Consider the following 19,756-nt stretch of genomic DNA (forward strand, 5'->3'; position numbering starts at 1 on the left):
AAGAAGCACTGTTCCGGTCTGCCGATCACGGAGCGTCAGCTTACAATGTTTTTGCTTTTTCAACTGCCTCTTCAATCGTACCTACGAACAGGAAAGCCGCTTCCGGAAGGTGGTCGTGCTTGCCTTCCAAGATCTCTTTAAAGCTGCGTACGGTTTCTTTAACCGGTACATATTTACCCGGGATGCCGTTAAACTGCTCGGCAACGTGGAAAGCTTGGGAAAGGAAACGTTGAACACGACGAGCACGTCCAACAATCGCTTTATCTTCCTCGCTCAGCTCATCCATACCGAGAATCGCGATGATATCTTGAAGCTCGTTATAGCGAGCCAAAATTTTCTTAACGCCTTGAGCAACATTATAGTGCTCTTCGCCCACGATTTCCGGAGCCAAGATACGGGAACTGGATGCAAGCGGATCTACCGCAGGATAGATACCCATCTCGGAAATTTTACGCTCCAGGTTTGTCGTTGCATCCAAGTGAGCAAACGTTGTAGCCGGAGCCGGATCCGTATAGTCATCCGCAGGTACATAGATAGCCTGGATGGATGTAACGGAACCTTTTTTGGTAGAGGTAATCCGCTCCTGCAAGCGTCCCATTTCGGATGCCAGCGTTGGCTGGTAACCTACCGCGGAAGGCATACGACCCAGGAGGGCGGATACTTCGGAACCCGCTTGAGTAAAGCGGAAGATGTTATCGATAAAGAGAAGTACGTCTTTACCTTCTTGATCACGGAAATATTCCGCCATCGTCAAACCAGTCAATGCTACGCGAAGACGGGCACCCGGAGGCTCGTTCATTTGACCGAATACCATCGCGGTTTTGTTGATAACACCGGAATCACTCATCTCGTGGTAAAGGTCATTACCTTCACGAGTACGCTCACCTACGCCGGCAAATACGGAAATACCGCCGTGTTCTTGGGCGATGTTGTTGATCAATTCCTGGATGGCAACGGTTTTACCTACGCCGGCACCACCAAAGAGACCGATCTTACCGCCTTTTTGGTATGGAGCAAGCAAGTCGATGACTTTAATTCCCGTTTCAAGCATTTCTGCTTGCGTGGAAAGCTCATCATAAGCAGGAGCCTCACGGTGGATCGGGTTATTAATTTCGGATACTACGGCACCTGCATTATCGATCGGCTCACCCAATACGTTAAATACACGGCCAAGTGTAGCGGAACCTACAGGAACCGTAATCGGTCTGCCCAAATCCACGGCTTCGATACCGCGAACGAGACCATCCGTGGATGACATCGCGATACAACGAACCAGATTATCACCCAAATGATTGGATACTTCCAAAGTCAAATCAACCGAGCGGCCGCCTTCCAGCGTTGCTTCAATCTTGACAGCATTAAAAATCTCGGGAAGATGACCGCGCTCAAATTCAATGTCAACTACAGCACCTGTAATGCTGACAACGCGTCCTTTTTTCATTGATTCGTTTTCCCTCCTACCCGCTCACCTCTAGCGGTGAACGATGATCGTAAAAGCGGCTTATTCATGACATGGCCGCATATCCGTTAAATACTAAGTTAAGAATTCGGAGCCGTGCATTATTGCTGAGCGTTTGCTCCGCCCACAATCTCGGAAATTTCCTGCGTAATGGCAGCCTGACGAGCACGGTTGTAAGTAAGGTTCAACTCGTTGATCATCTTGCTTGCATTCTTCGTCGCAGCTCCCATAGCAGTCATCTTCGCACCCAACTCACTTGCCTTCGCATTCAGCATCGCACTGAAAATCAATGTTTCCGCATATTTCGGAAGCAGAACCTCAAGCACGCCTTCAGGAGACGGTTCATACTCATAACCCGTCAGGTTCTCGGCGCTACCAATGTTCTCCATCGGCAGAAGCTTAGAGATCTCCTGAAGCTGAGTCAAAGCATTCACGAATTGGTTATAGCACACGTATAACTCATCAATCTGACCCAGCTCATATTGATGAACCGCCGCGTTAGCGATGGCCTTAATATCTGCGTAGGTCGGACTATCGGATAAATCGGTGAGCTCCTCAACAACCGGAAGTCCACGACGGCGGAAATAATCCCGCCCTTTACGTCCGATCACAAACAGGCAATACTCGTCCTTGGACTGATGGCGTTCTGCGATAAAGTTCGATACTTTTCGCAAAATGTTGGAGTTCGATGCACCAGCAAGACCGCGGTCTGAAGTGATCACCAGATAACCGGTTTTCTTCACTTCACGCTTTTCCAGCATCGGATGGCTGATTCCCTTGGTTCCAGCAGCAATGCTGCCAACCACTTCTTTCAGCTTCTCAGAGTATGGAAGCGCGGAGGTTGCTTTCTCTTGAGCTCTTCTCAGCTTCGCGGCAGCAACCATTTCCATCGCCTTGGTGATCTGCCTTGTGTTCTGAACACTCTTGATCTGCCGCTTAATATCACGTAATCCTCTTGCCATGTTTTCACCACCTTAAAGCTTTGGCGAAGCCAAAGCTAACTTCGTACGCGTAGACTAAGCTTTGGCTAGGACCAAAGCCGTACCTTTTGTAAAAATCACTTTGGTCACAGCCAAAGCTACATTCCATATGATGAAAGAGGATGCCGGGCTTACCCCGGCTCCCCTCCTATTGCTTACCTGAGGAGCTTAAACCGAAGCGGCAAAGCCCTTCTTAAATTGATCGATTGCCGCTTTCAATGCGTTTTCGTTGTCGGACGTCAGATCCTTCGTATCCGTAATGGATTGAAGAATTTCCGGTTTATTGCTTTCAATAAACGTAAGGAACTCGCTCTCGAAACGACGCACGTCAGCAACCTCGATATCATCGATATATCCTTTAACTGCTGCGTACAAGCTAACCACCTGTTGTTCAACGGACAACGGCTGGTTTACACCCTGCTTCAGGATTTCCATCAATCTTGCACCACGGTTCAAACGAGCCAAGGTTGATTTGTCCAGATCAGATCCGAACTGGGAGAACGCCTGGAGCTCACGATATTGCGCAAGATCCAGCTTCATGCCGCCCGCAACCTTTTTCATCGCTTTGATCTGCGCGGAACCACCGACACGGGATACCGAAATACCGACGTTAATCGCTGGACGTTGACCGGAGTAGAACAACTCAGACTCCAGGAAGATCTGTCCATCCGTAATCGAAATTACGTTGGTTGGAATGTAAGCAGATACGTCAGAAGCCTGTGTTTCAATAAATGGCAGTGCGGTTAATGAACCACCACCAAGCTCATCGTTGAGCTTCGCTGCACGTTCCAGCAAACGGGAGTGCAAGTAGAAAACGTCACCCGGATAAGCTTCCCGACCCGGAGGACGACGGAGGAGCAAGGACAACTCACGATATGCTGCCGCTTGTTTCGACAAGTCATCATAAATGATGAGTGCATGCTCGCCCTTGTACATGAAGTACTCACCCATAGCGCAGCCTGCGTATGGAGCGATGTACTGCAATGGAGCAGGCTCAGAAGCCGAAGCCGTAACAACAATCGTGTACTCCAGTGCGCCATGACGGCGAAGTGTTTCAACAACCTGTGCTACAGTGGATTGCTTTTGGCCAATGGCTACATAGATACATTTAACGCCGCTGCCCTTTTGGTTCAGAATGGTATCGATCGCAACGGTGGTTTTACCCGTTTGGCGGTCACCGATGATCAGCTCGCGCTGTCCGCGGCCGATAGGTACCATCGCGTCGATCGCTTTAATACCTGTCTGCATAGGCTCATGAACGGATTTACGTTCGATAACGCCTGGTGCGCTGCTCTCAACCGGACGATAAGCTGTCGCTTCGATCGGGCCTTTGCCGTCAAGCGGTTGACCCAGCGGATTGACAACGCGTCCCAGCAGAGCTTCACCTACAGGAACCTCCATGATACGTCCTGTACGCTTAACCTGATCGCCTTCCTTGATTTCGGAGTAAGGTCCCAGGATAACGACACCGACATTGCTCTCCTCAAGGTTCAGCGCCAGACCGAACACGCCGTTCTGGAACTCCAAAAGTTCCCCGGACATCGCGTTCTCCAGGCCGTACACGCGAGCAATACCGTCACTTACTTGAATTACCGTACCTACTTCAGAGACAGTGATATCGGATTTATATTCTTCAATTTGACTTTTGATTAAAGTACTGATTTCTTCAGGTCTGATACTCAACGTTTTCACCCCTATCTACTATGCTCGTCTATTAAAAGACTTTTCAAGACGTTCCAGCTTCCCGGCAAGGCTTCCGTCATAAAGCTTGTCGCCAATGGCAACTTTCAGGCCGCCGAGCAAACTCTCGTCCACAACATTGGTTACCCGGATATTCTGATGGGCTAACTGTCCGAATTCCGAAGCTACCTGTTCTTTTTCCTGATCGCTAAGCGGGTAGGTGGAGTACACAGTGGCGTCCGCCAATCCTAAGCTCGCACCTTGTATCTTCACATAACTGTTCAGCAGTTCAGCGAACATTTCTGTACGCCCTCTGTCGAGAAGCAATTCGATCGTGTTCAATACAGGCTGCGATACCTTCCCTGCCAACGCCTGGCTGATTACGTTCATCTTCACGGACTGGGGAACATTCGGCGTGGAGATGAATTTCTGGATGTCGGCATCGCCTTCGATGGCTTGCACAACAGCGCGTAATTCCTCTTCCACTTCCAGACCCTTCTGCTGCTGAGCCGCCACTTCGAACAGCGCCCGCGCATACCGCTTGGCTGCTACTGTATTTTGGCTCATGGTCTGCCTCCTACCTCTTTAAGGTATTGATCCACCAGTTCTTCTTGAGCTTTGTCATTCTTCACTTCCCGTTCAATCAGCTTGGTAGCGATTTTCACGGAAACACTGCCGATTTCATTGCGAAGCTCTTCGACAGCTTTCTTCTTCTCATTGTCGATATCACGAACAGCCTCGGATTTCAGGCGAACCGCCTCTTCCTTAGCTTGCTCCATAATTTGCTCTGCTTGTTTGTTGCTAGTTTGTCTGGAACGCTCGATGATTTCGTGAGCATCTTGACGCGCTTGCTCCAGTGCCTTCTTCTGCTCTTCTACATAAGCAGTTGCCTGCTGACGGGTCTGTGCTGCTTCGTTCATCTGGCTCATTACCAGTTCACGACGCTGCTCCATGATGCCGAACAATTTGCTGAACGCAAACTTTTGAAGCAAAAGGTAAAGAATAATAAACGCGATAATAGTGATTACCATATTTTCCCATAGAATATTCATTGAGGTCACTCCTTTCCATCAACACGAAGTGCGGTGCCTAACAAAACGAAGGCGCGGATGGCATCGGCCCTCCCCGCCAAACCGTTGTATTGTTATTAAGAGAACATGATCAAGAACGCGATAACAGTAGCTGCCAAAGGAATAACCTCTACGATACCAACACCGATAAACATCGTTGTTTGCAATTGACCACGTGCTTCTGGTTGACGAGCGATAGACTCAACTGTTCTGCTTACGATCATACCGTTACCCAAACCTGCGCCAAGAGCGCCCAGACCTACTGCAATAGCTGCTGCCAAAAATTCCATTGTTAAATATCCTCCTTAAAATTGTTTCAAAATTGAAATTTGGTGAAACTATAGAAAATATCTCTTTCGAAAAACACCGCTGTTACGGCGGATTCGTCCGAGTTGATCAATGCTCTTCGTGAATCGTTGTTTGCGAGATGTATACCATGGTCAAAATCGTAAAGATAAACGCCTGCAATGCACCAATGAAGATACTGAAACCTTGCCATGCGGCCATAAACGGAATGCCCCAGAAGCCCGTTTTCAGAATCACCGTGATCAGTACCTCGCCGGCAAAAATGTTGGCATAAAGCCGGATTGCCAGAGCGATAGGTTTTGCCAGGTTCTCAATGATATTGAGTGGCAAGAAGATCGGGAACGGTTCGATGTAATGCTTCAGGTAATGCTTGCGATTCTGCTTCAAGCCCAGGTAGTTCATGAGCACGAACACAACGATCGCAAGACCGGCCGTAACGGAAATATCCGCTGTTGGCGACTTCCACCACAATACGTGGGCGTAGTGGCCATGTTCAAGTCCGAGCGTAGCCAGGATTGGCTGGCCAAAGACTTCGAAGTCCTCCGGCAAGTCGGTGATAATTGAGAACGGCAGGCCCAGCAAGTTGGCTACAAAGATGAACAGGATCAGAGTAAGCCCCAATGATATGTAAGCTTTCCCTTTCTTCAGATCCATCGCACTCGCTACGACGCCTTGCACAAATTCCACTACCCATTCCATGAAGTTTTGCAGTTTGGAAGGGTTTTCGACGGATAGATTACGTACAGCCAGTCGACATAATACGAACACCACCAAGCAGGTGACGAACAGCATAAGTACCGCTGAAAGATCAATATTCAATCCGCCAAGTTTGATAATCGGTGAATCATGCATAAAATTGTTTTCACCCCTTTCCAAGTTAGCGCTGATCAATGATTGTTTCTCAAACTGAACACAATGCTGACAGGAATGGTCAACAATTGGGGTATGAACAGACCGGCAATTGCACCGCCGAGTGATACCTGCTCGAGTTTAGCGGCGAAGATAACAATCAGAAATCCGATACACAATCTCGTAATAAAGCCGAAGTTGTACTTTTTCGGTTCCGGATCGACAGCCAATTGCGCCAGCTGCTGCACTTTCATGGAGAGGAAGCGTACATTAAACAATCCCGCCGCCATGCCCATGATCAACCCCATAAAAATCGGGCGAAATTCCGGATAGAGAGCCCATCCGAGAAACAAGGCAGACAATAAGAGTAATGATACTCTAAATACAGCGTTCACAATGGAAGTCAAATCATTCACGCCTGCGCCCCCAAAAACTTTTTAATGAGAAGAGCGATATTCAAAATCCCTACAAAGAGCCCCGAAAGCGTACCAATGGCAAGCCACACTCTGGGCCCGTCCAAATGATTCATGAGCCATCGCCCGGTAAAAAAACCGATGAGAATGTAAGCGGCAAGCAAACCGCCAGCCCCGCTAATGTATAGCGCTATCAACCAAGGGTTATCTTGACTTTTCGGATTTTTCATATGAACCTCTAATCCCAACTCATTTTACTGAATATTACAAGAGTTTGTCAATGAATCGATTTGATGGATTTACCGTGTAAAATCGGCGTTTTGAGCAGTCTAAATTGCACAAAACGCCGCGGTAACCGTACAGTTCAACTGTATGCTGTCTCCTTGCCCATCAGAATACGGTAAACTATACCTTTGTGAACATTCTGTGAAATTCTTCAGGACGCTCTTTTCGGATGCCGAAATGGTGCAGAATCGCATTGACAATTCGCTGTGAAGCTTGTCCATCACCATACGGATTAGCCGCTTTGCTCATCTTGTCGTAGAGCTCCTGATCAGTCAGAAGAACCTTAATCCGTTCATACACATTCTCCTCCTGGGTGCCTACCAGCTCCAGGGTACCGGCCTCAATGCCCTCCGGACGTTCGGTCGTATCCCGAAGCACCAGGGTCGGCACGCCGAATGACGGAGCTTCCTCTTGCATGCCGCCGGAATCCGTAATAATGAAATGCGTATGGGTGTAGATATTGTTCATATCCACAACATCCAGCGGATCAATCAGCTTGATGCGCGGGTGATCTCCCAGAATGCGATGAGCCGGCTCTTTAACGGCAGGGCTCGGATGTACAGGATATACGATGGCGATATCCTCAAATTCATCGGCAATGCGCTTTACCGCTTCAAATATTTGACGATGCGGCTCCCCTTGGGATTCACGGCGATGTGCCGTCATCAGGATCAAGCGTTTGCCCTTCGCCCAGTCCAGAACCGGATGGGTATAACCTTCACGCACCGTGTACTGGAACACGTCCGTAGCCGTGTTACCCGTAACATAAATGCGGGATTCCGGCTTGTTCTCCTTGCGGAGATTCTCGGCGGACCAGTTCGTCGGCGCAAAGTGAAGATCAGCAAGCACACCGGTCAACTGACGGTTCATCTCCTCCGGATAAGGATTCAGCTTGTTCCATGTCCGCAGACCCGCCTCTACATGGCCAACCTGAATCTGCTGCAGAAAGGCTGCATAGCTGGCCAGGAACGTTGTCAGCGTATCGCCGTGCACCAGCACGATATCAGGTTTAGCCTCACGAAGAACAGGCTCAAGACCCTCCAGAACGCGCACGGTGATCTCGTTGAGCGTCTGACGGTCCTTCATGACATCCAAATCATAGTCGGGAACAATCTTGAACACATCCAGCACCTGATCCAGCATTTGCCGATGCTGCGCAGTAACACAAACGACCGATTCAATATGCTCGGGGTGACGTTGAAGCTCCAGAATAAGCGGCGCCATCTTGATTGCTTCGGGGCGGACCCCAAATATCGTCATCACTTTCACTTTTGACATGTTTGAAATACCCCTCTTTGCTTGTTTTCAAATATTCAAGACGTACGAATGACTGGCACTTATTTCGTGCCGTACAGCCGATCCCCTGCATCCCCAAGGCCCGGTACGATGTAGCCATGGTCGTTAAGGCCCTCATCGAGAGCAGCAACATAAATATCCACGTCCGGATGGGCATCATGGACAGCCTTCACACCTTCCGGTGCAGCCACGAGGTTCATCATCTTGATCTGGGTACAGCCGCGTTTCTTCAGCACGTCGATAGCAGCGATGGCGGATCCGCCCGTCGCGAGCATCGGATCAATGACGATCAATTCCCGTTCCGTAACGTCCGTTGGAAGCTTCGTATAATATTCAACAGGCTGAAGCGTTTCGGGGTCACGGAACAATCCGACATGCCCTACCTTTGCTGCAGGAAGCAGCTTGACAACTCCATCCAGCATGCCTAGACCGGCGCGCAGGATCGGAATCAAGCCGAGCATGCGGCCGGAAATGACTTTGCCTTGGGTTTCAGCTACCGGCGTCTGCACGGATATGGATTCAAGAGAAACCTCCCGCGTAATTTCATAAGCCATCAAAGTCGCGACTTCGTCTACCAATTCGCGAAAGTCTTTTGTGTTAGTCCGCATATCGCGGATAAATGTAAGTTTGTGTTGAATCAACGGGTGATCACAAATCACCAATTTTCCCATGTCTGGTCCCTCCGGTTTGAGTACAAATGTTATTTCAATATGGGCGTAAAATATTTGTGAGCTCCATAAATCCTGTCTATTATATCATTCCCTCTAGTCAATTGACACCTGCACGGGTCATGTTTTATTCCATGAGTTTTTGACCTTATAACTAAACCGGATCTCCTTCTGCCCTGAACCTAGGTTTTCCATTCTCGCCTATATTGATGCTAACCGCGAAGCTACCTGACTGGGAAAATGAGAGCATAGCAATCTGGCCAGAATGTTTATAGCTCCTAAAAGGACCCCACCTGCATCAGGCGGGGTCCTCTTATAATAGGCCTCTTACGCGGAGGAAACTGTGATTAATATTTCATTTCAGCATAGAGAGGGTATTGATCTGTAAGCTCAGCCACCAAACGACCTGCGTTTTCAAGCGTTGCCTCGTCTTTCGGCTGCTTCAATGTCATCGCAATAATTTTCGCGATTTTCACCATCGCCTGCTCATCCATACCGCGGGAAGTAACCGCAGGGGTACCGATACGGATACCGCTCGTTACGAACGGGCTGGTTGGATCAAACGGGATGGCATTCTTGTTCACGGTAATCCCGATGGAGTCCAGAACTTTCTCCGCGTCTTTACCGGTGATGTCCAGATTGCGGGTATCCACCAGCATCAGGTGGTTATCGGTTCCCCCGGATACGATATTCAAGCCTTCCTCGATCAGAGTATCTGCCAGCACTTTCGCGTTCTTCACGACATTCTCTGCATACGTCTTGAAGGACGGATCCAATGCTTCGCCAAGCGCAACGGCCTTGGAAGCAATAACATGCATGAGCGGGCCGCCTTGGGAGCCGGGGAATACCGCTTTATCGATCGCTTGCGCCCAAGCTTTTTTGCACAGAATCATACCGCCGCGAGGTCCGCGAAGCGTCTTATGCGTCGTTGTCGTTACAAAATGGGCATGCGGAACCGGATTCGGATGAAGACCTGCCGCAACAAGACCGGCAATATGAGCCATATCAACCATGAACAATGCGCCAACGTCGTTCGCGATGGCAGCAAGCCGTTCAAAATCAATGATGCGAGGATAGGCACTTGCACCCGCTACGATCAGACGAGGGCGATGCTTGAATGCCGCTTTGCGAACTTCGTCGTAATCGATCAGGAACGTATCTTCTTGCACGCCGTAGGCAACAAAGTTGTACAGAAGTCCGGAAGCGTTAACCGGGCTGCCGTGAGTCAAATGGCCGCCATGGGCCAGGTTCATGCCGAGCACGGTATCTCCAGGCTTCAGGGCTGCCAAATATACCGCCATGTTCGCTTGGGCACCGGAGTGCGGCTGAACGTTGGCATGCTCGGCTCCAAACAGTTCTTTGGCACGGTCACGGGCGATATCTTCCACGATATCCACACGCTCACAGCCACCGTAATAGCGTTTGCCAGGGTAGCCTTCCGCATATTTATTCGTCAGCACCGTCCCCATTGCTTCCATAACCGCTTCGCTAACAATATTCTCAGAGGCAATCAGCTCAATGTTGCTGCGCTGACGCTTTAGCTCCAAATCCATCGCTTCCAATACAGCCGGGTCACTCTTCCGCAAATGTTCCATCATGTTCATATCCTCCCATAATCAATCGTTATTTTTTCTTGCAAAGTCAATACTACAAGTTCTCATAATTAAAAAAGCGAGTTCTCATTTGAATCAATCGCATAGTGTGGAATCATCCCTCTGCTCGAGCCGGTACACCGCGCGTTCTCCGCCAATCAGCTTCGGACGGGTATAAGCCGCGGTTACGCGCGCCTTGCCGATATAACGCTCGGTCGGTCTGAACGGAACCGCTACTCGCCGCAAATGCATGCCGATCAGCGTCTCGCCGATATCAACTCCCGCATGTGCTTCAATCGATTCCGCAAGACAAGGCTCCTTCATGCTGCGGTAAGCCGCGGAGGCCATCGACCCTCCCGCTCCCGGAATGGGAACAGCCGCCACTTCCGTCAAACCCAGCCGCTCGAGCAGCTCGCGTTCCATGACAAGCGCACGGTTCAGATGCTCACAGCATTGATAAGCCACCGCGAAACCGAATTCCGCTTGGACCTCGGCAATGCCCTGAAGGAGCTGCTGCGCCGTTTCAAGAGCGCCGCCTGTGCCGATCCGGCGTCCGACCACTTCACTGGTGCTGGATCCGATGACCAGCACTTTACTAGGTCCTAACACGGCCGCTTCGGCCAGTTCGCGGACCATACGCGCTGTCTGTTCGTTCAAGGAAACCTTGGAGATATCCGTCATGTCACAGTCCTCCCGATGATTTTTTTCACAGAAGATGCTTCAATCCCATATCACGATAGCCGCAGCCGTAAATTTACGCGTTCACTTATCGCGACTCATTCTTCAGGTAACGCTCCTCGATGGCCTTGATCTTGTTCACACGGCCGATATGGCGCTCGCCATGACTGAAATCCGTTGTCAGCCATGCGCTGACGATTTCAGCAGCAAGTCCGGGACCGACAACACGCTCACCCAACGCAATCACGTTGCTGTCGTTATGCTCGCGCGTCGCTTTGGCCGAGAACACATCATGTGTCAGCGCGCAGCGAATGCCCGGCACCTTGTTGGCTGCAATGCTCATGCCGATCCCCGTACCGCAGATCAGAATGCCGCGATCCGCTTCACCCGAGACTACCTTCTCGCACACAGGAAGGGCATAATCGGGATAATCCACGGAATCGGAACAGCCGCAGCCCAGATCCTCCACCTCGTGTCCAAGACCCCGAATGACTTCCACGATCTCCTCTTTCAGACGAATGCCGGCATGATCCGTACCCAATGCAATTTTCATCTATGAAAAACCCCCTCGTATGTTCGCTTTTGCGTTTTAGCTTGTTTCATTATAACCCAAATCGGGCGCAAAAGACGAAAAAAGAGCAGTCGGCGCACGTATGGTGCTCCAAATGCTCTTTGCCCAGGCGACCGGCCGTATATTCCGATGCTCCATCGTGGTTTCATCCACTTCGTCGCCAGTTACACCGGATCATTGTTTTTCAACTTCATCTTAAAGCAATACCATGTGAAAGGCAAGTGGCTTTTTAGCCCAATGCTAGGCTTCATATCGTTCAAAGCAAGACTTAGTTATGCCGATCCTTCTCCAGCTTGTCCAGGAGACGGAACAACGCCGTCCGAATCTCTGCAGCCGTCGCTTCATATTCCTCCCGCGAGCCTCCAAAAGGATCGGAGATATCGAAGCTCGGAATGCGCTGGCGCAGCTCGATCAGACGCTCCCGGTCACGGTCGCTGACGTCGCGGCCCAGCGATCTGGCCAGCTCAAGCGCCGCATACAGACTATCCTGCTCCCGCAGATCATCCAGCACCCGCCTGTCATCCTCAACAAACTCTTTCAGCGTATGCATCTTGTCTGCGGCGTGCGGGAACTGCCTTATAGCATACTGCTTATGCGACTGGGTCAACGTCAGGATCAAGTCTGACCACTCCACCAGATTCGCAGTCAACGGTTTGGACACCAAGCGTTCCTGGATATCCTGGTCTCGTAGTATGGACTCCGCATGATGGGACACCGGCATTCCATCCACGGCCGAGACACCGGCGGACTTCGTTTCCAGCGGGATGCCCCGTTGTTTGGCAAGCTTGCGCAGCATGCCTTCAGCCATTGGACTGCGGCAGGTATTTCCTGTGCAGACAAACAGTATATTTTTCACGGTCCCGTTCCTCCCGTTAGTAGGTTCTTTGGGGTTATTGTAACAAATATAACGTCAAAAGATAAACATGACACCAAATATAACCAAAATGAGCCCACCCAGCATTTCACCGTACTCCCCCAGTCTATTGCTTACCTGACGGCCAAGCAGCAAACCGAGAATGGACAGCAAACCGCCCACGATCCCGAAGGAGATCACGATCAACAGTACATCATCCACAAACATCCCGAGTGAAACGCCTACCGAGAAGGAATCGATGCTGACGCTAAGCGAAAACAGCAGCATGCCTAAAAATGCGGTAGGATGTATTCGCTGTCCTTCTCCACCCCGCCAGGCGTTATACATCATATGTCCGCCTAACAGAAGCAGCAGCCCGCCGGCCGCAAGCCCTGTGACGTGACCCAGTAACATGCCTACATAGCGGCCGGCAAATAAGCCCAGCAGCGGCATCAGCATGTGAAACAACGCGATCATGAAGCTGATGCCCAGCATATGGCCTAAGCGCATGCCGCTTCTCATTCCGACTCCGATTCCAAGCGAAAATGCGTCTAGACCGAGTGCAACCGCCATCAGCAGAATCGCCGCAAGCTGTCCCGATTGGACAGACGCCTCCAGCATGCCCATTCCCCCAAGTCCCATGGTCTTGTACAACATATGCGGACAAGGGGTAAATGATGCCAAAAGCGTTCACTCGGCGGGTCAATTCACATCGATGATGTGGTGTCCCGCGGCCTTCAACAGCCGGTTCATGACGGCTGCCCCGAGGCCTTGCTCCGGGCACGCTTCGGCCAGAATGAAGGTCGCGCCTTCGTCATCGAATCGGCGCAGGCCGGCGTACAGCCGGCGGGCCGCTTCCTCCGGCGCGGCCAGGCTGCCGAGCGAGACGGCAACGTCCGCGTGGTAGTGACCGATGTGCTCGTCGAATGACAGCACGCCGGTCACCTCCCCGCGCCGGCCGGCCGCCTCAAGCTCGGCCGCGATGCGTGCCGACACCGCGTCGGCACGCGGGCCCTGCACCACGCACATCGCACCCTTCGGTGCGTAGTGCGTGTACTTCATGCCCGGCGAGCGCGGCGCCGGGCTCCCCGCCTCCCCGGCGGCGCGATGCAGCGCCGGGTCCATGCGCACGCTTGCCGCAACTGCGGCAAGCTGCTCCGCCGTGACGCCGCCCGGGCGAAGCACCGTGACGGCCCCGTCTTCGCCGACTTGCACGACCGTCGACTCGACGCCCACCCCGGCCGGGCCGCCGTCGAGGACGCCGTCGATCGCCCCCGCCAGATCCTCCAGGACATGGCTGGCCAGCGTCGGGCTTGGCCGACCGGAACGGTTCGCGCTCGGCGCAGCCAGCGGACGCCCGGCGGCGCTGATCAAAGCCAGCGCCACATTGTGATCCGGCATCCGTACGGCAACGGTATCGAGACCTGCCGTCACGCGAGGGGAAACAGCACCCGGTTTAACGGGCAGTACCAGCGATAGCGGCCCAGGCCAGAACCTTGCCATCAGCGCCCGTTCCGTCTCATTTACATGAAGGACCAAACCGTCAAGCTGAGCTAGCTCCGAAATATGCACAATCAACGGATTGTCCGACGGCCGGCCTTTCGCGGCAAAGACGCGCTCGACCGCTTCTGTATTGCCGGCGTCCGCGCCAAGCCCGTAGACCGTTTCCGTCGGAAAGGCCACCGTTCCGCCGAGCTCAAGCACCTGCCCCGCTTCCCCAAGCGCTTGCTTTGCCTCATTCTCCAAACTTAAGCTCTCCCTAGAGAGCGAGTTCGAGACGTGCCACACTTGGGTTGATTTTGCACCAACCTGGCGGAAGCCGTTATCCCGCTGCTGGTTAGGTTCCATGCCGTTCCCGTTCTGTTCCATTCCTATCCCAAACTTTCTGTATATGAAATATATAAACTCCAGTGCGAGTTTTACCTATGTCCCAAAAATAAAAAGCGCTTTTCGTTCTTCAGTCCCGTGCCGGTTCTCATTCAAACCAGTCGCGCCAAAGAGAAAGCACTCTTCTACTTCAAAGTTTATCATACCCGATCAGGATTGAAAATCAACTCGCTCATAATCTTAGAACAAGCTTACCACCCAGTTCCAAATGCCACGAAACATATCCCACAAGAAGAAGCGGACCTCCGGTTCGCTATCGCCTGCGTTCTTCGGAGCTTCCTCTTGGGAAGTTTCGCCAGCCTCAGCAGAAACCGTTTGGATACCTGTGTCAAGAGGCTGCGCCGCCGCATCCCCGCTGCCGCCATCGATGAAACAAAGCGGCGGGAACAGGACACACCACCAGTTCTGCCCTTGACCTTCTCCTAAAGAAATACGCAGCGCATCGTAATCGCCGGCCGGATACACCGTGCCCCCGTATAACTTCGTCGGGAACGGCACGACGCCAAGCTCTACGGTGTAACTGTACGTAATCCCTCTTTTCTTCAGCTCTTCACCCACCAATTGGCGGATTTCCGGAAGATGCTGCCGGGTTAATGCTTTGGCGTCTTCCAGGCTTTGCGGGTTCTCCAGCTGCAGGACCCAAAGCTGCATCTGCTCAACGACCGCGTCACGAATCTCTCTTTTGACGAGCTGATCGGACGGGGTATCTGAATTCGCGAGAATGCGAAGCCGTATCGATTCTTGAGGGATCGGACCTCCAACAACGGAAGCATCAATCTGCTGTCCTTCCCAAGCCATGATGACCATAAACATGCAGGATAAGAGCACAACCATTTTTTTCACGATAATACGGAGGGTTTCACTATAATTTGTCATCTCGGACAACCGCCTCTCTATGAACGAAACTCTATGATGCTATCAGTATGTCCGGTATTGAGAGATTCAAACGTAGATAACATTAATTTTCAATTTTGAACTTATACACGCAATAAATAATAGCATTATAAACAATATATAGAATTAAGATATAAAATTTGACAACAGTAATATTAGTTGTTACTATTTTTATATAAAGTAAATATGTTCCAAATAAGGAGGATAGTTCTTTATAATTAAAAATAAATTAGAAGAAAGAGGTAGATTTGTATGAATACAAAAAAAATTATAGTTGCTACTATGATGGCTCTTTCAGTGACGTCCATCTCTACTACTTTTGCCGCTGAGGTTGAGTTAGTTAACCCCCAGAATACTCCTGTATCAACAGAAACTACTATAAGTCAATCTATTACTGATATTGTTCCTTACGGAACTAGTGCCCCAACTTCCCACTGGAATTTGGGCAACGGCCCTTATGATGCACAGTTCTCTTCTTTGTATAATATTTTATATACTAATTACTATTTTACTCCTAATTCAAATGGCGAATTGTTTATGAGAGGACGCATTTGGGAAGAAACGGGTAATCCAAGTGGTAGCTACAAATACAAAATTATATGTTTTGACGCTTCGACCAAAAAAGCTGTTACTGAAACAAGTGGAACAACCAACGGAAACGGTTCAGATGTAAATATCCGTTTCTATAACCTCGACAAATCTAAGAATTACTACTTTGGGTATCAAAACCTTGATGGTTCCTGGTCAACTCTTGGGGGCTATACAACAATTTCACGATAGTAAAGAAATCGTTTAACTTACATCAACTAAATTAAACAAAGACCCGAAAACAGGACTAAGTAAACTGTTTTCGGGTCTTTTTATTTGTAATATATTGTTAGCTTATATAACTCGCTTTCACCTTTATTTAGCTTTTTTAGTCTCTGGTAATTCTTCATCAATTTCTTGTCCATGTAGCCTCACACTCATGGCAACTCCAAGACTTGCCATATTGATTATAAGCGAGGTTCCCCCATAGCTGATAAATGGCAAAGTTATCCCTGTCAATGGCATTAATCCAATAAACATACCAATGTTCTCAAATATCTGATACATAAACATGGAGATAATACCAACTAGCAAGAACGGCCCTGCCCTATCTTTACATTCAAGAGCGATAAGAATCATTCTGTGAATTAGAACAAAATATAGCAAAAGTAGTATAGAAGAGCCGATAAAACCGTACTCCTCAGCTATCTGGGCAAAGATAGAGTCTGAATAGGCGTAAGGTACAAACCCCTTCTGGACATAACCACCTTCCATAAAGCCCATTCCCTTCATCCCGCCAGAGGCTATCGCAAGCTTCGCATTACGTGTATGATAACTAGAATCGGAAGGTGCACTATCAGGTAGAAGCCATGAATCAATTCGCCCTATCCAGTGGGGCTTTAATAAGTTCGCTTCAATAATTTCATCGTGAAAATGGATATACGCTTGTGTACTACCGAAAATTATACCGCCCATAAGAGTCAAACCGATCAGAGCATGAGTGTATTTAATGTTACCAATCCAAAGAAGACCAACCAAAATCACAAAATAACTGAGAGCATTACCGAGGTCATTCTGAAGCATAACAAGCGTAAACGGTAAAAACGCAAGCATCCCAACCGGGACAACATCCTTCCAAAAGGAAAGAAGAGGTTTATTTTTCTTGCGATAAAGTACATAGGACAGAAAAATAATAAGAACCAACTTAAATAACTCCGCAGGCTGAATGCTTAATGAACCAATATAAATCCATCCCTGAGCACCGTTAATATCTTTCCCAATAAATATTACCAATATGAGGGTCACCAGTCCGCCTAGATAAATATACCATGCATATTTAATAAGAAGACGATAGTCTATTAAACTTATCCCTACAAAAGCAACGAAACCTACGATATAGTATCTAATCATCATAAAATGTGAACCATCTAGCTTGGTCTCTTTTGTCACACTGTAAATAGATGTAATGCTGATTATCATCAACATTAACAAAACAAATACAATCAGATAGTCCATTTTTTTTAATTTTCTCAATATATCAACTAACATATTCTTCCCCCTGCATAGGAGCCTTCTTCCCTATTTGCCTGTTCTCAGGTAATATAACGATCTAAACGGAACAAAAGTTTATTTTGCTCAGCCCATCATCTATTTTAAAAGAAATCCACCCAGAACACAATTAACGGAAAATTCCCAGAACATGCCTGTCAATCCCCGCCAAATCCGGCACCGTGACGATTTCCTTCCAGTGCCCTGCACTCCGCAGAAGCTCTGCCACATCCTCGGCTTGGCCCATACCCAGCTCAAAGGCGATCAGCCGCGGCGGCGCTGACAGCAAGGGCAGCTGCGCCATCATGATCCGGTACGGATTCAATCCGTCCGGCCCGCCATCCAGTGCCGTTCGCGGCTCATAATCGCGGACTTCGGGCTGAAGTCCCTCAATATCCTCCGCCGGAATGTACGGCGGGTTGGAGACAAGGATGTCCGGGGCCATGCCGGCGAATGGCTCCAACAGGTTCCCCTGCCGAAACTCGACACAGGCGTTCAGCTGCTTCGCATTACGAGCAGCTACCTCCAGCGCATCCGGCGAAATATCGCTCGCCAGCAAACCCCATGCCGGCTCCTGCAATGCCAACGTAATGGCAATGGCCCCGCTACCCGTGCCGATATCAATGGCCTGTAGCCTTTCATACGATCGCGGAGTAAGCTCCCGTCCATACTTCAGCACCGCTTCCACGAGCAGCTCCGTTTCCGGACGCGGAATGAGAACCGCCGGCGTAACTTCAAACGGCCTGCCGTAAAATTCCTGTTCGCCGATAATATACTGCGCAGGAACGCCTTGGGCTTTGCGATTGATCGCTTCTTCCAGGGCGTAGCGGCGGTCCGCCGGAAACGGATCCGCGAGTGCCATATAATATGAGGTTCCCGACAATCCCAGCACATGCTCCAGCAGCAGCTGCGCATTCCGCTGCGGTTCCATTACCCGCAAGCCGTCTAAAAAAGAAGAAGCCTCCACAAAGGCTTCTCTTATGCTGCGCTGCGGCGTCAATTCAAATATCGTCCGCTTCAAAGCGTTATACTCCTTTTTCCATCAGTTCAGCCTGTTCCGCAAGGGTCAGCGCCGAAACGATCTCTTCAATCTCCCCGTTCATCACTTGATCCAGCTTGTGAACGGTAAGTCCGATCCGGTGATCGGTTACACGGCTTTGCGGGAAGTTGTACGTACGGATCCGCTCACTGCGGTCGCCTGTACCTACTTTGCTCTTCCGCTCACCGGCATACTTCGCTTCTTCCTCTTGGCGCATCATATCAAAGATACGGGCACGAAGCACCTGCAGCGCCTTATCCTTATTGGAGTTCTGCGATTTGCCATCTTGGCACGTAGCCACAATCCCCGTCGGGATATGTGTTACGCGTACCGCCGACTTGGTGGTGTTAACGGACTGACCGCCTGCACCACTGGAGCAGAAGGTATCCACGCGGATATCCTTGTCATGGATTTCGATATCCACTTCTTCCGCCTCTGGCATGACCGCCACCGTAGAGGTGGATGTATGGATACGACCTCCGGATTCCGTAGCCGGAATACGCTGCACACGGTGCGCGCCGCTCTCAAATTTCATTTTGCTGTAGGCGCCGCGACCATTAATCATGAAGATGACTTCCTTGAAGCCACCCAGATCGTTCGTGTTGACGTCCATCAGTTCAACCTTCCAGCCCTGGGTATCCGCATAACGGGTATACATCCGGTACAGGTCGGAAGCAAACAGTGCCGCCTCGTCGCCGCCGGCTGCGCCACGAATCTCGATGATGACGTTCTTATCATCATTCGGGTCCTTCGGCAGCAGCAAGATCCGAATCTTCTCCGCCAGCTCGCGCTCACGCTGGGTAAGCTCTTCGATCTCCATTTTCACCATTTCGCGCATGTCGTCATCCAACTTTTCGCCCTGCATGGTTTTGGCAGCTTCGAGCTCTTCAATTACATTTTTATATTCAACATAAGCCTCATAAGCAGGCTGTAAATCGGATTGTTCTTTGGAATAATCCCTGAGCTTCTTGGAGTCATTAGCGACATCGGGGTCGCACAACAGCTCACTTAACTTCTCGTAACGGTCCGCAAGGGATTGTAATCGGTCCAACAAAGGAATTCACCTCTCTAAGATATATTCCTGAAGATATGCCTTTTTGCACTCCATTTCGCATCAACAATGAAGTGTAAACGACTTTTTATTTTACCATGAAACGACG

At 50.1% G+C, this 19,756-nt stretch carries 22 protein-coding genes and 1 riboswitch; of the genes, 1 reads left to right on the top strand and 21 read right to left on the bottom strand.

Features of this window, described 5'->3' with window-relative positions; genetic code table 11:
- Positions 1-40: 40 nt before the first annotated feature.
- From atpD to spoIIR, 18 genes are all read right to left on the bottom strand, one after another.
- Positions 41-1,441 carry a F0F1 ATP synthase subunit beta gene (atpD, locus tag ACOZB4_RS15570; RefSeq protein WP_076323983.1) on the bottom strand — a complete coding sequence of 467 codons (1,401 nt, stop codon included), beginning with the start codon at positions 1,439-1,441 and terminating at the stop codon, positions 41-43.
- 119 nt (positions 1,442-1,560) lie between these two features.
- A complete protein-coding gene (gene atpG, locus ACOZB4_RS15575) occupies positions 1,561-2,421 on the bottom strand; it encodes an ATP synthase F1 subunit gamma (RefSeq protein ID WP_076323982.1) in 861 nt (286 codons plus the stop codon).
- Between the two features lie 186 nt (positions 2,422-2,607).
- Positions 2,608-4,122: a F0F1 ATP synthase subunit alpha gene (gene atpA, locus ACOZB4_RS15580; RefSeq protein WP_076323981.1), complete on the bottom strand. Its 1,515-nt coding sequence runs from the start codon at positions 4,120-4,122 to the stop codon at positions 2,608-2,610.
- Between the two features lie 18 nt (positions 4,123-4,140).
- Entirely contained in the window at positions 4,141-4,686 is a 546-nt protein-coding gene (locus tag ACOZB4_RS15585; protein WP_076323980.1) for a F0F1 ATP synthase subunit delta, read from the bottom strand.
- Positions 4,683-5,171 (bottom strand): F0F1 ATP synthase subunit B, encoded by a 489-nt coding sequence (atpF, locus tag ACOZB4_RS15590; RefSeq protein WP_076323979.1) that lies wholly within the window; start codon positions 5,169-5,171, stop codon positions 4,683-4,685. The genes ACOZB4_RS15585 and atpF overlap by 4 nt, the downstream gene beginning before the upstream one ends.
- 95 nt (positions 5,172-5,266) lie before the next feature.
- Positions 5,267-5,479, bottom strand: coding sequence for a F0F1 ATP synthase subunit C (gene atpE / locus ACOZB4_RS15595; protein WP_007128780.1), 213 nt, complete (start codon positions 5,477-5,479; stop codon positions 5,267-5,269).
- A 106-nt stretch (positions 5,480-5,585) separates the two neighbouring features.
- Positions 5,586-6,347, bottom strand: a complete 762-nt coding sequence (atpB, locus tag ACOZB4_RS15600; protein ID WP_098749232.1) for a F0F1 ATP synthase subunit A — start codon at positions 6,345-6,347, stop codon at positions 5,586-5,588.
- Between the two features lie 35 nt (positions 6,348-6,382).
- Positions 6,383-6,760: an ATP synthase subunit I gene (locus ACOZB4_RS15605; protein ID WP_076323977.1), complete on the bottom strand. Its 378-nt coding sequence runs from the start codon at positions 6,758-6,760 to the stop codon at positions 6,383-6,385.
- Positions 6,757-6,987 (bottom strand): AtpZ/AtpI family protein, encoded by a 231-nt coding sequence (locus ACOZB4_RS15610; protein WP_076323976.1) that lies wholly within the window; start codon positions 6,985-6,987, stop codon positions 6,757-6,759. Before ACOZB4_RS15610 ends, ACOZB4_RS15605 begins: the two co-directional genes overlap by 4 nt.
- A 175-nt stretch (positions 6,988-7,162) precedes the next feature.
- Positions 7,163-8,320 (bottom strand): non-hydrolyzing UDP-N-acetylglucosamine 2-epimerase, encoded by a 1,158-nt coding sequence (gene wecB, locus ACOZB4_RS15615; RefSeq protein WP_076323975.1) that lies wholly within the window; start codon positions 8,318-8,320, stop codon positions 7,163-7,165.
- A gap of 59 nt (positions 8,321-8,379) precedes the next feature.
- The gene (gene upp / locus ACOZB4_RS15620; protein ID WP_076323974.1) at positions 8,380-9,009 is read right to left on the bottom strand and encodes a uracil phosphoribosyltransferase; all 630 of its coding nucleotides are present in this window, start codon (positions 9,007-9,009) and stop codon (positions 8,380-8,382) included.
- Between the two features lie 344 nt (positions 9,010-9,353).
- On the bottom strand, positions 9,354-10,604 hold the full coding sequence (gene glyA / locus ACOZB4_RS15625; RefSeq protein ID WP_076323973.1) for a serine hydroxymethyltransferase: 1,251 nt from the start codon (positions 10,602-10,604) through the stop codon (positions 9,354-9,356).
- Positions 10,605-10,694: 90 nt separating this feature from the next.
- Positions 10,695-11,279, bottom strand: coding sequence for a TIGR01440 family protein (locus tag ACOZB4_RS15630; protein ID WP_379409670.1), 585 nt, complete (start codon positions 11,277-11,279; stop codon positions 10,695-10,697).
- Between the two features lie 85 nt (positions 11,280-11,364).
- Complete coding sequence (gene rpiB / locus ACOZB4_RS15635) at positions 11,365-11,829, bottom strand: ribose 5-phosphate isomerase B (protein WP_339268509.1); 465 nt, start codon at positions 11,827-11,829, stop codon at positions 11,365-11,367.
- A 114-nt stretch (positions 11,830-11,943) separates the two neighbouring features.
- Positions 11,944-12,025, bottom strand: a riboswitch (ZMP/ZTP riboswitch).
- Between the two features lie 90 nt (positions 12,026-12,115).
- Complete coding sequence (locus ACOZB4_RS15640; RefSeq protein WP_379409675.1) at positions 12,116-12,703, bottom strand: low molecular weight protein arginine phosphatase; 588 nt, start codon at positions 12,701-12,703, stop codon at positions 12,116-12,118.
- Between the two features lie 54 nt (positions 12,704-12,757).
- On the bottom strand, positions 12,758-13,321 hold the full coding sequence (locus tag ACOZB4_RS15645) for a manganese efflux pump MntP family protein (RefSeq protein WP_379410293.1): 564 nt from the start codon (positions 13,319-13,321) through the stop codon (positions 12,758-12,760).
- An 81-nt stretch (positions 13,322-13,402) separates the two neighbouring features.
- Positions 13,403-14,548, bottom strand: a complete 1,146-nt coding sequence (locus ACOZB4_RS15650) for an L-threonylcarbamoyladenylate synthase (protein ID WP_379409683.1) — start codon at positions 14,546-14,548, stop codon at positions 13,403-13,405.
- Between the two features lie 219 nt (positions 14,549-14,767).
- Positions 14,768-15,463, bottom strand: a complete 696-nt coding sequence (spoIIR, locus tag ACOZB4_RS15655) for a stage II sporulation protein R (protein WP_379409687.1) — start codon at positions 15,461-15,463, stop codon at positions 14,768-14,770.
- 270 nt (positions 15,464-15,733) lie between these two features.
- Between spoIIR and ACOZB4_RS15660 the strand changes: the two genes are divergently transcribed.
- A complete protein-coding gene (locus ACOZB4_RS15660) occupies positions 15,734-16,261 on the top strand; it encodes a hypothetical protein (protein WP_379409689.1) in 528 nt (175 codons plus the stop codon).
- A 123-nt stretch (positions 16,262-16,384) separates the two neighbouring features.
- Here the strand turns inward: ACOZB4_RS15660 and ACOZB4_RS15665 are convergent, their stop codons facing one another.
- The 3 genes from ACOZB4_RS15665 to prfA all read right to left on the bottom strand — a co-directional run bounded on the left by ACOZB4_RS15665 (position 16,385) and on the right by prfA (position 19,650).
- Entirely contained in the window at positions 16,385-17,545 is a 1,161-nt protein-coding gene (locus tag ACOZB4_RS15665; protein WP_379410296.1) for an FtsW/RodA/SpoVE family cell cycle protein, read from the bottom strand.
- A 142-nt stretch (positions 17,546-17,687) separates the two neighbouring features.
- On the bottom strand, positions 17,688-18,578 hold the full coding sequence (gene prmC, locus ACOZB4_RS15670; RefSeq protein WP_379409693.1) for a peptide chain release factor N(5)-glutamine methyltransferase: 891 nt from the start codon (positions 18,576-18,578) through the stop codon (positions 17,688-17,690).
- Between the two features lie 4 nt (positions 18,579-18,582).
- Positions 18,583-19,650, bottom strand: coding sequence for a peptide chain release factor 1 (gene prfA, locus ACOZB4_RS15675; protein ID WP_076323964.1), 1,068 nt, complete (start codon positions 19,648-19,650; stop codon positions 18,583-18,585).
- Between the last annotated feature and the right edge of the window lie 106 nt (positions 19,651-19,756).

The sequence above is a fragment of the Paenibacillus sp. NPDC058898 genome (assembly GCF_049316025.1).
Taxonomy (GTDB): domain Bacteria; phylum Bacillota; class Bacilli; order Paenibacillales; family Paenibacillaceae; genus Paenibacillus_AQ.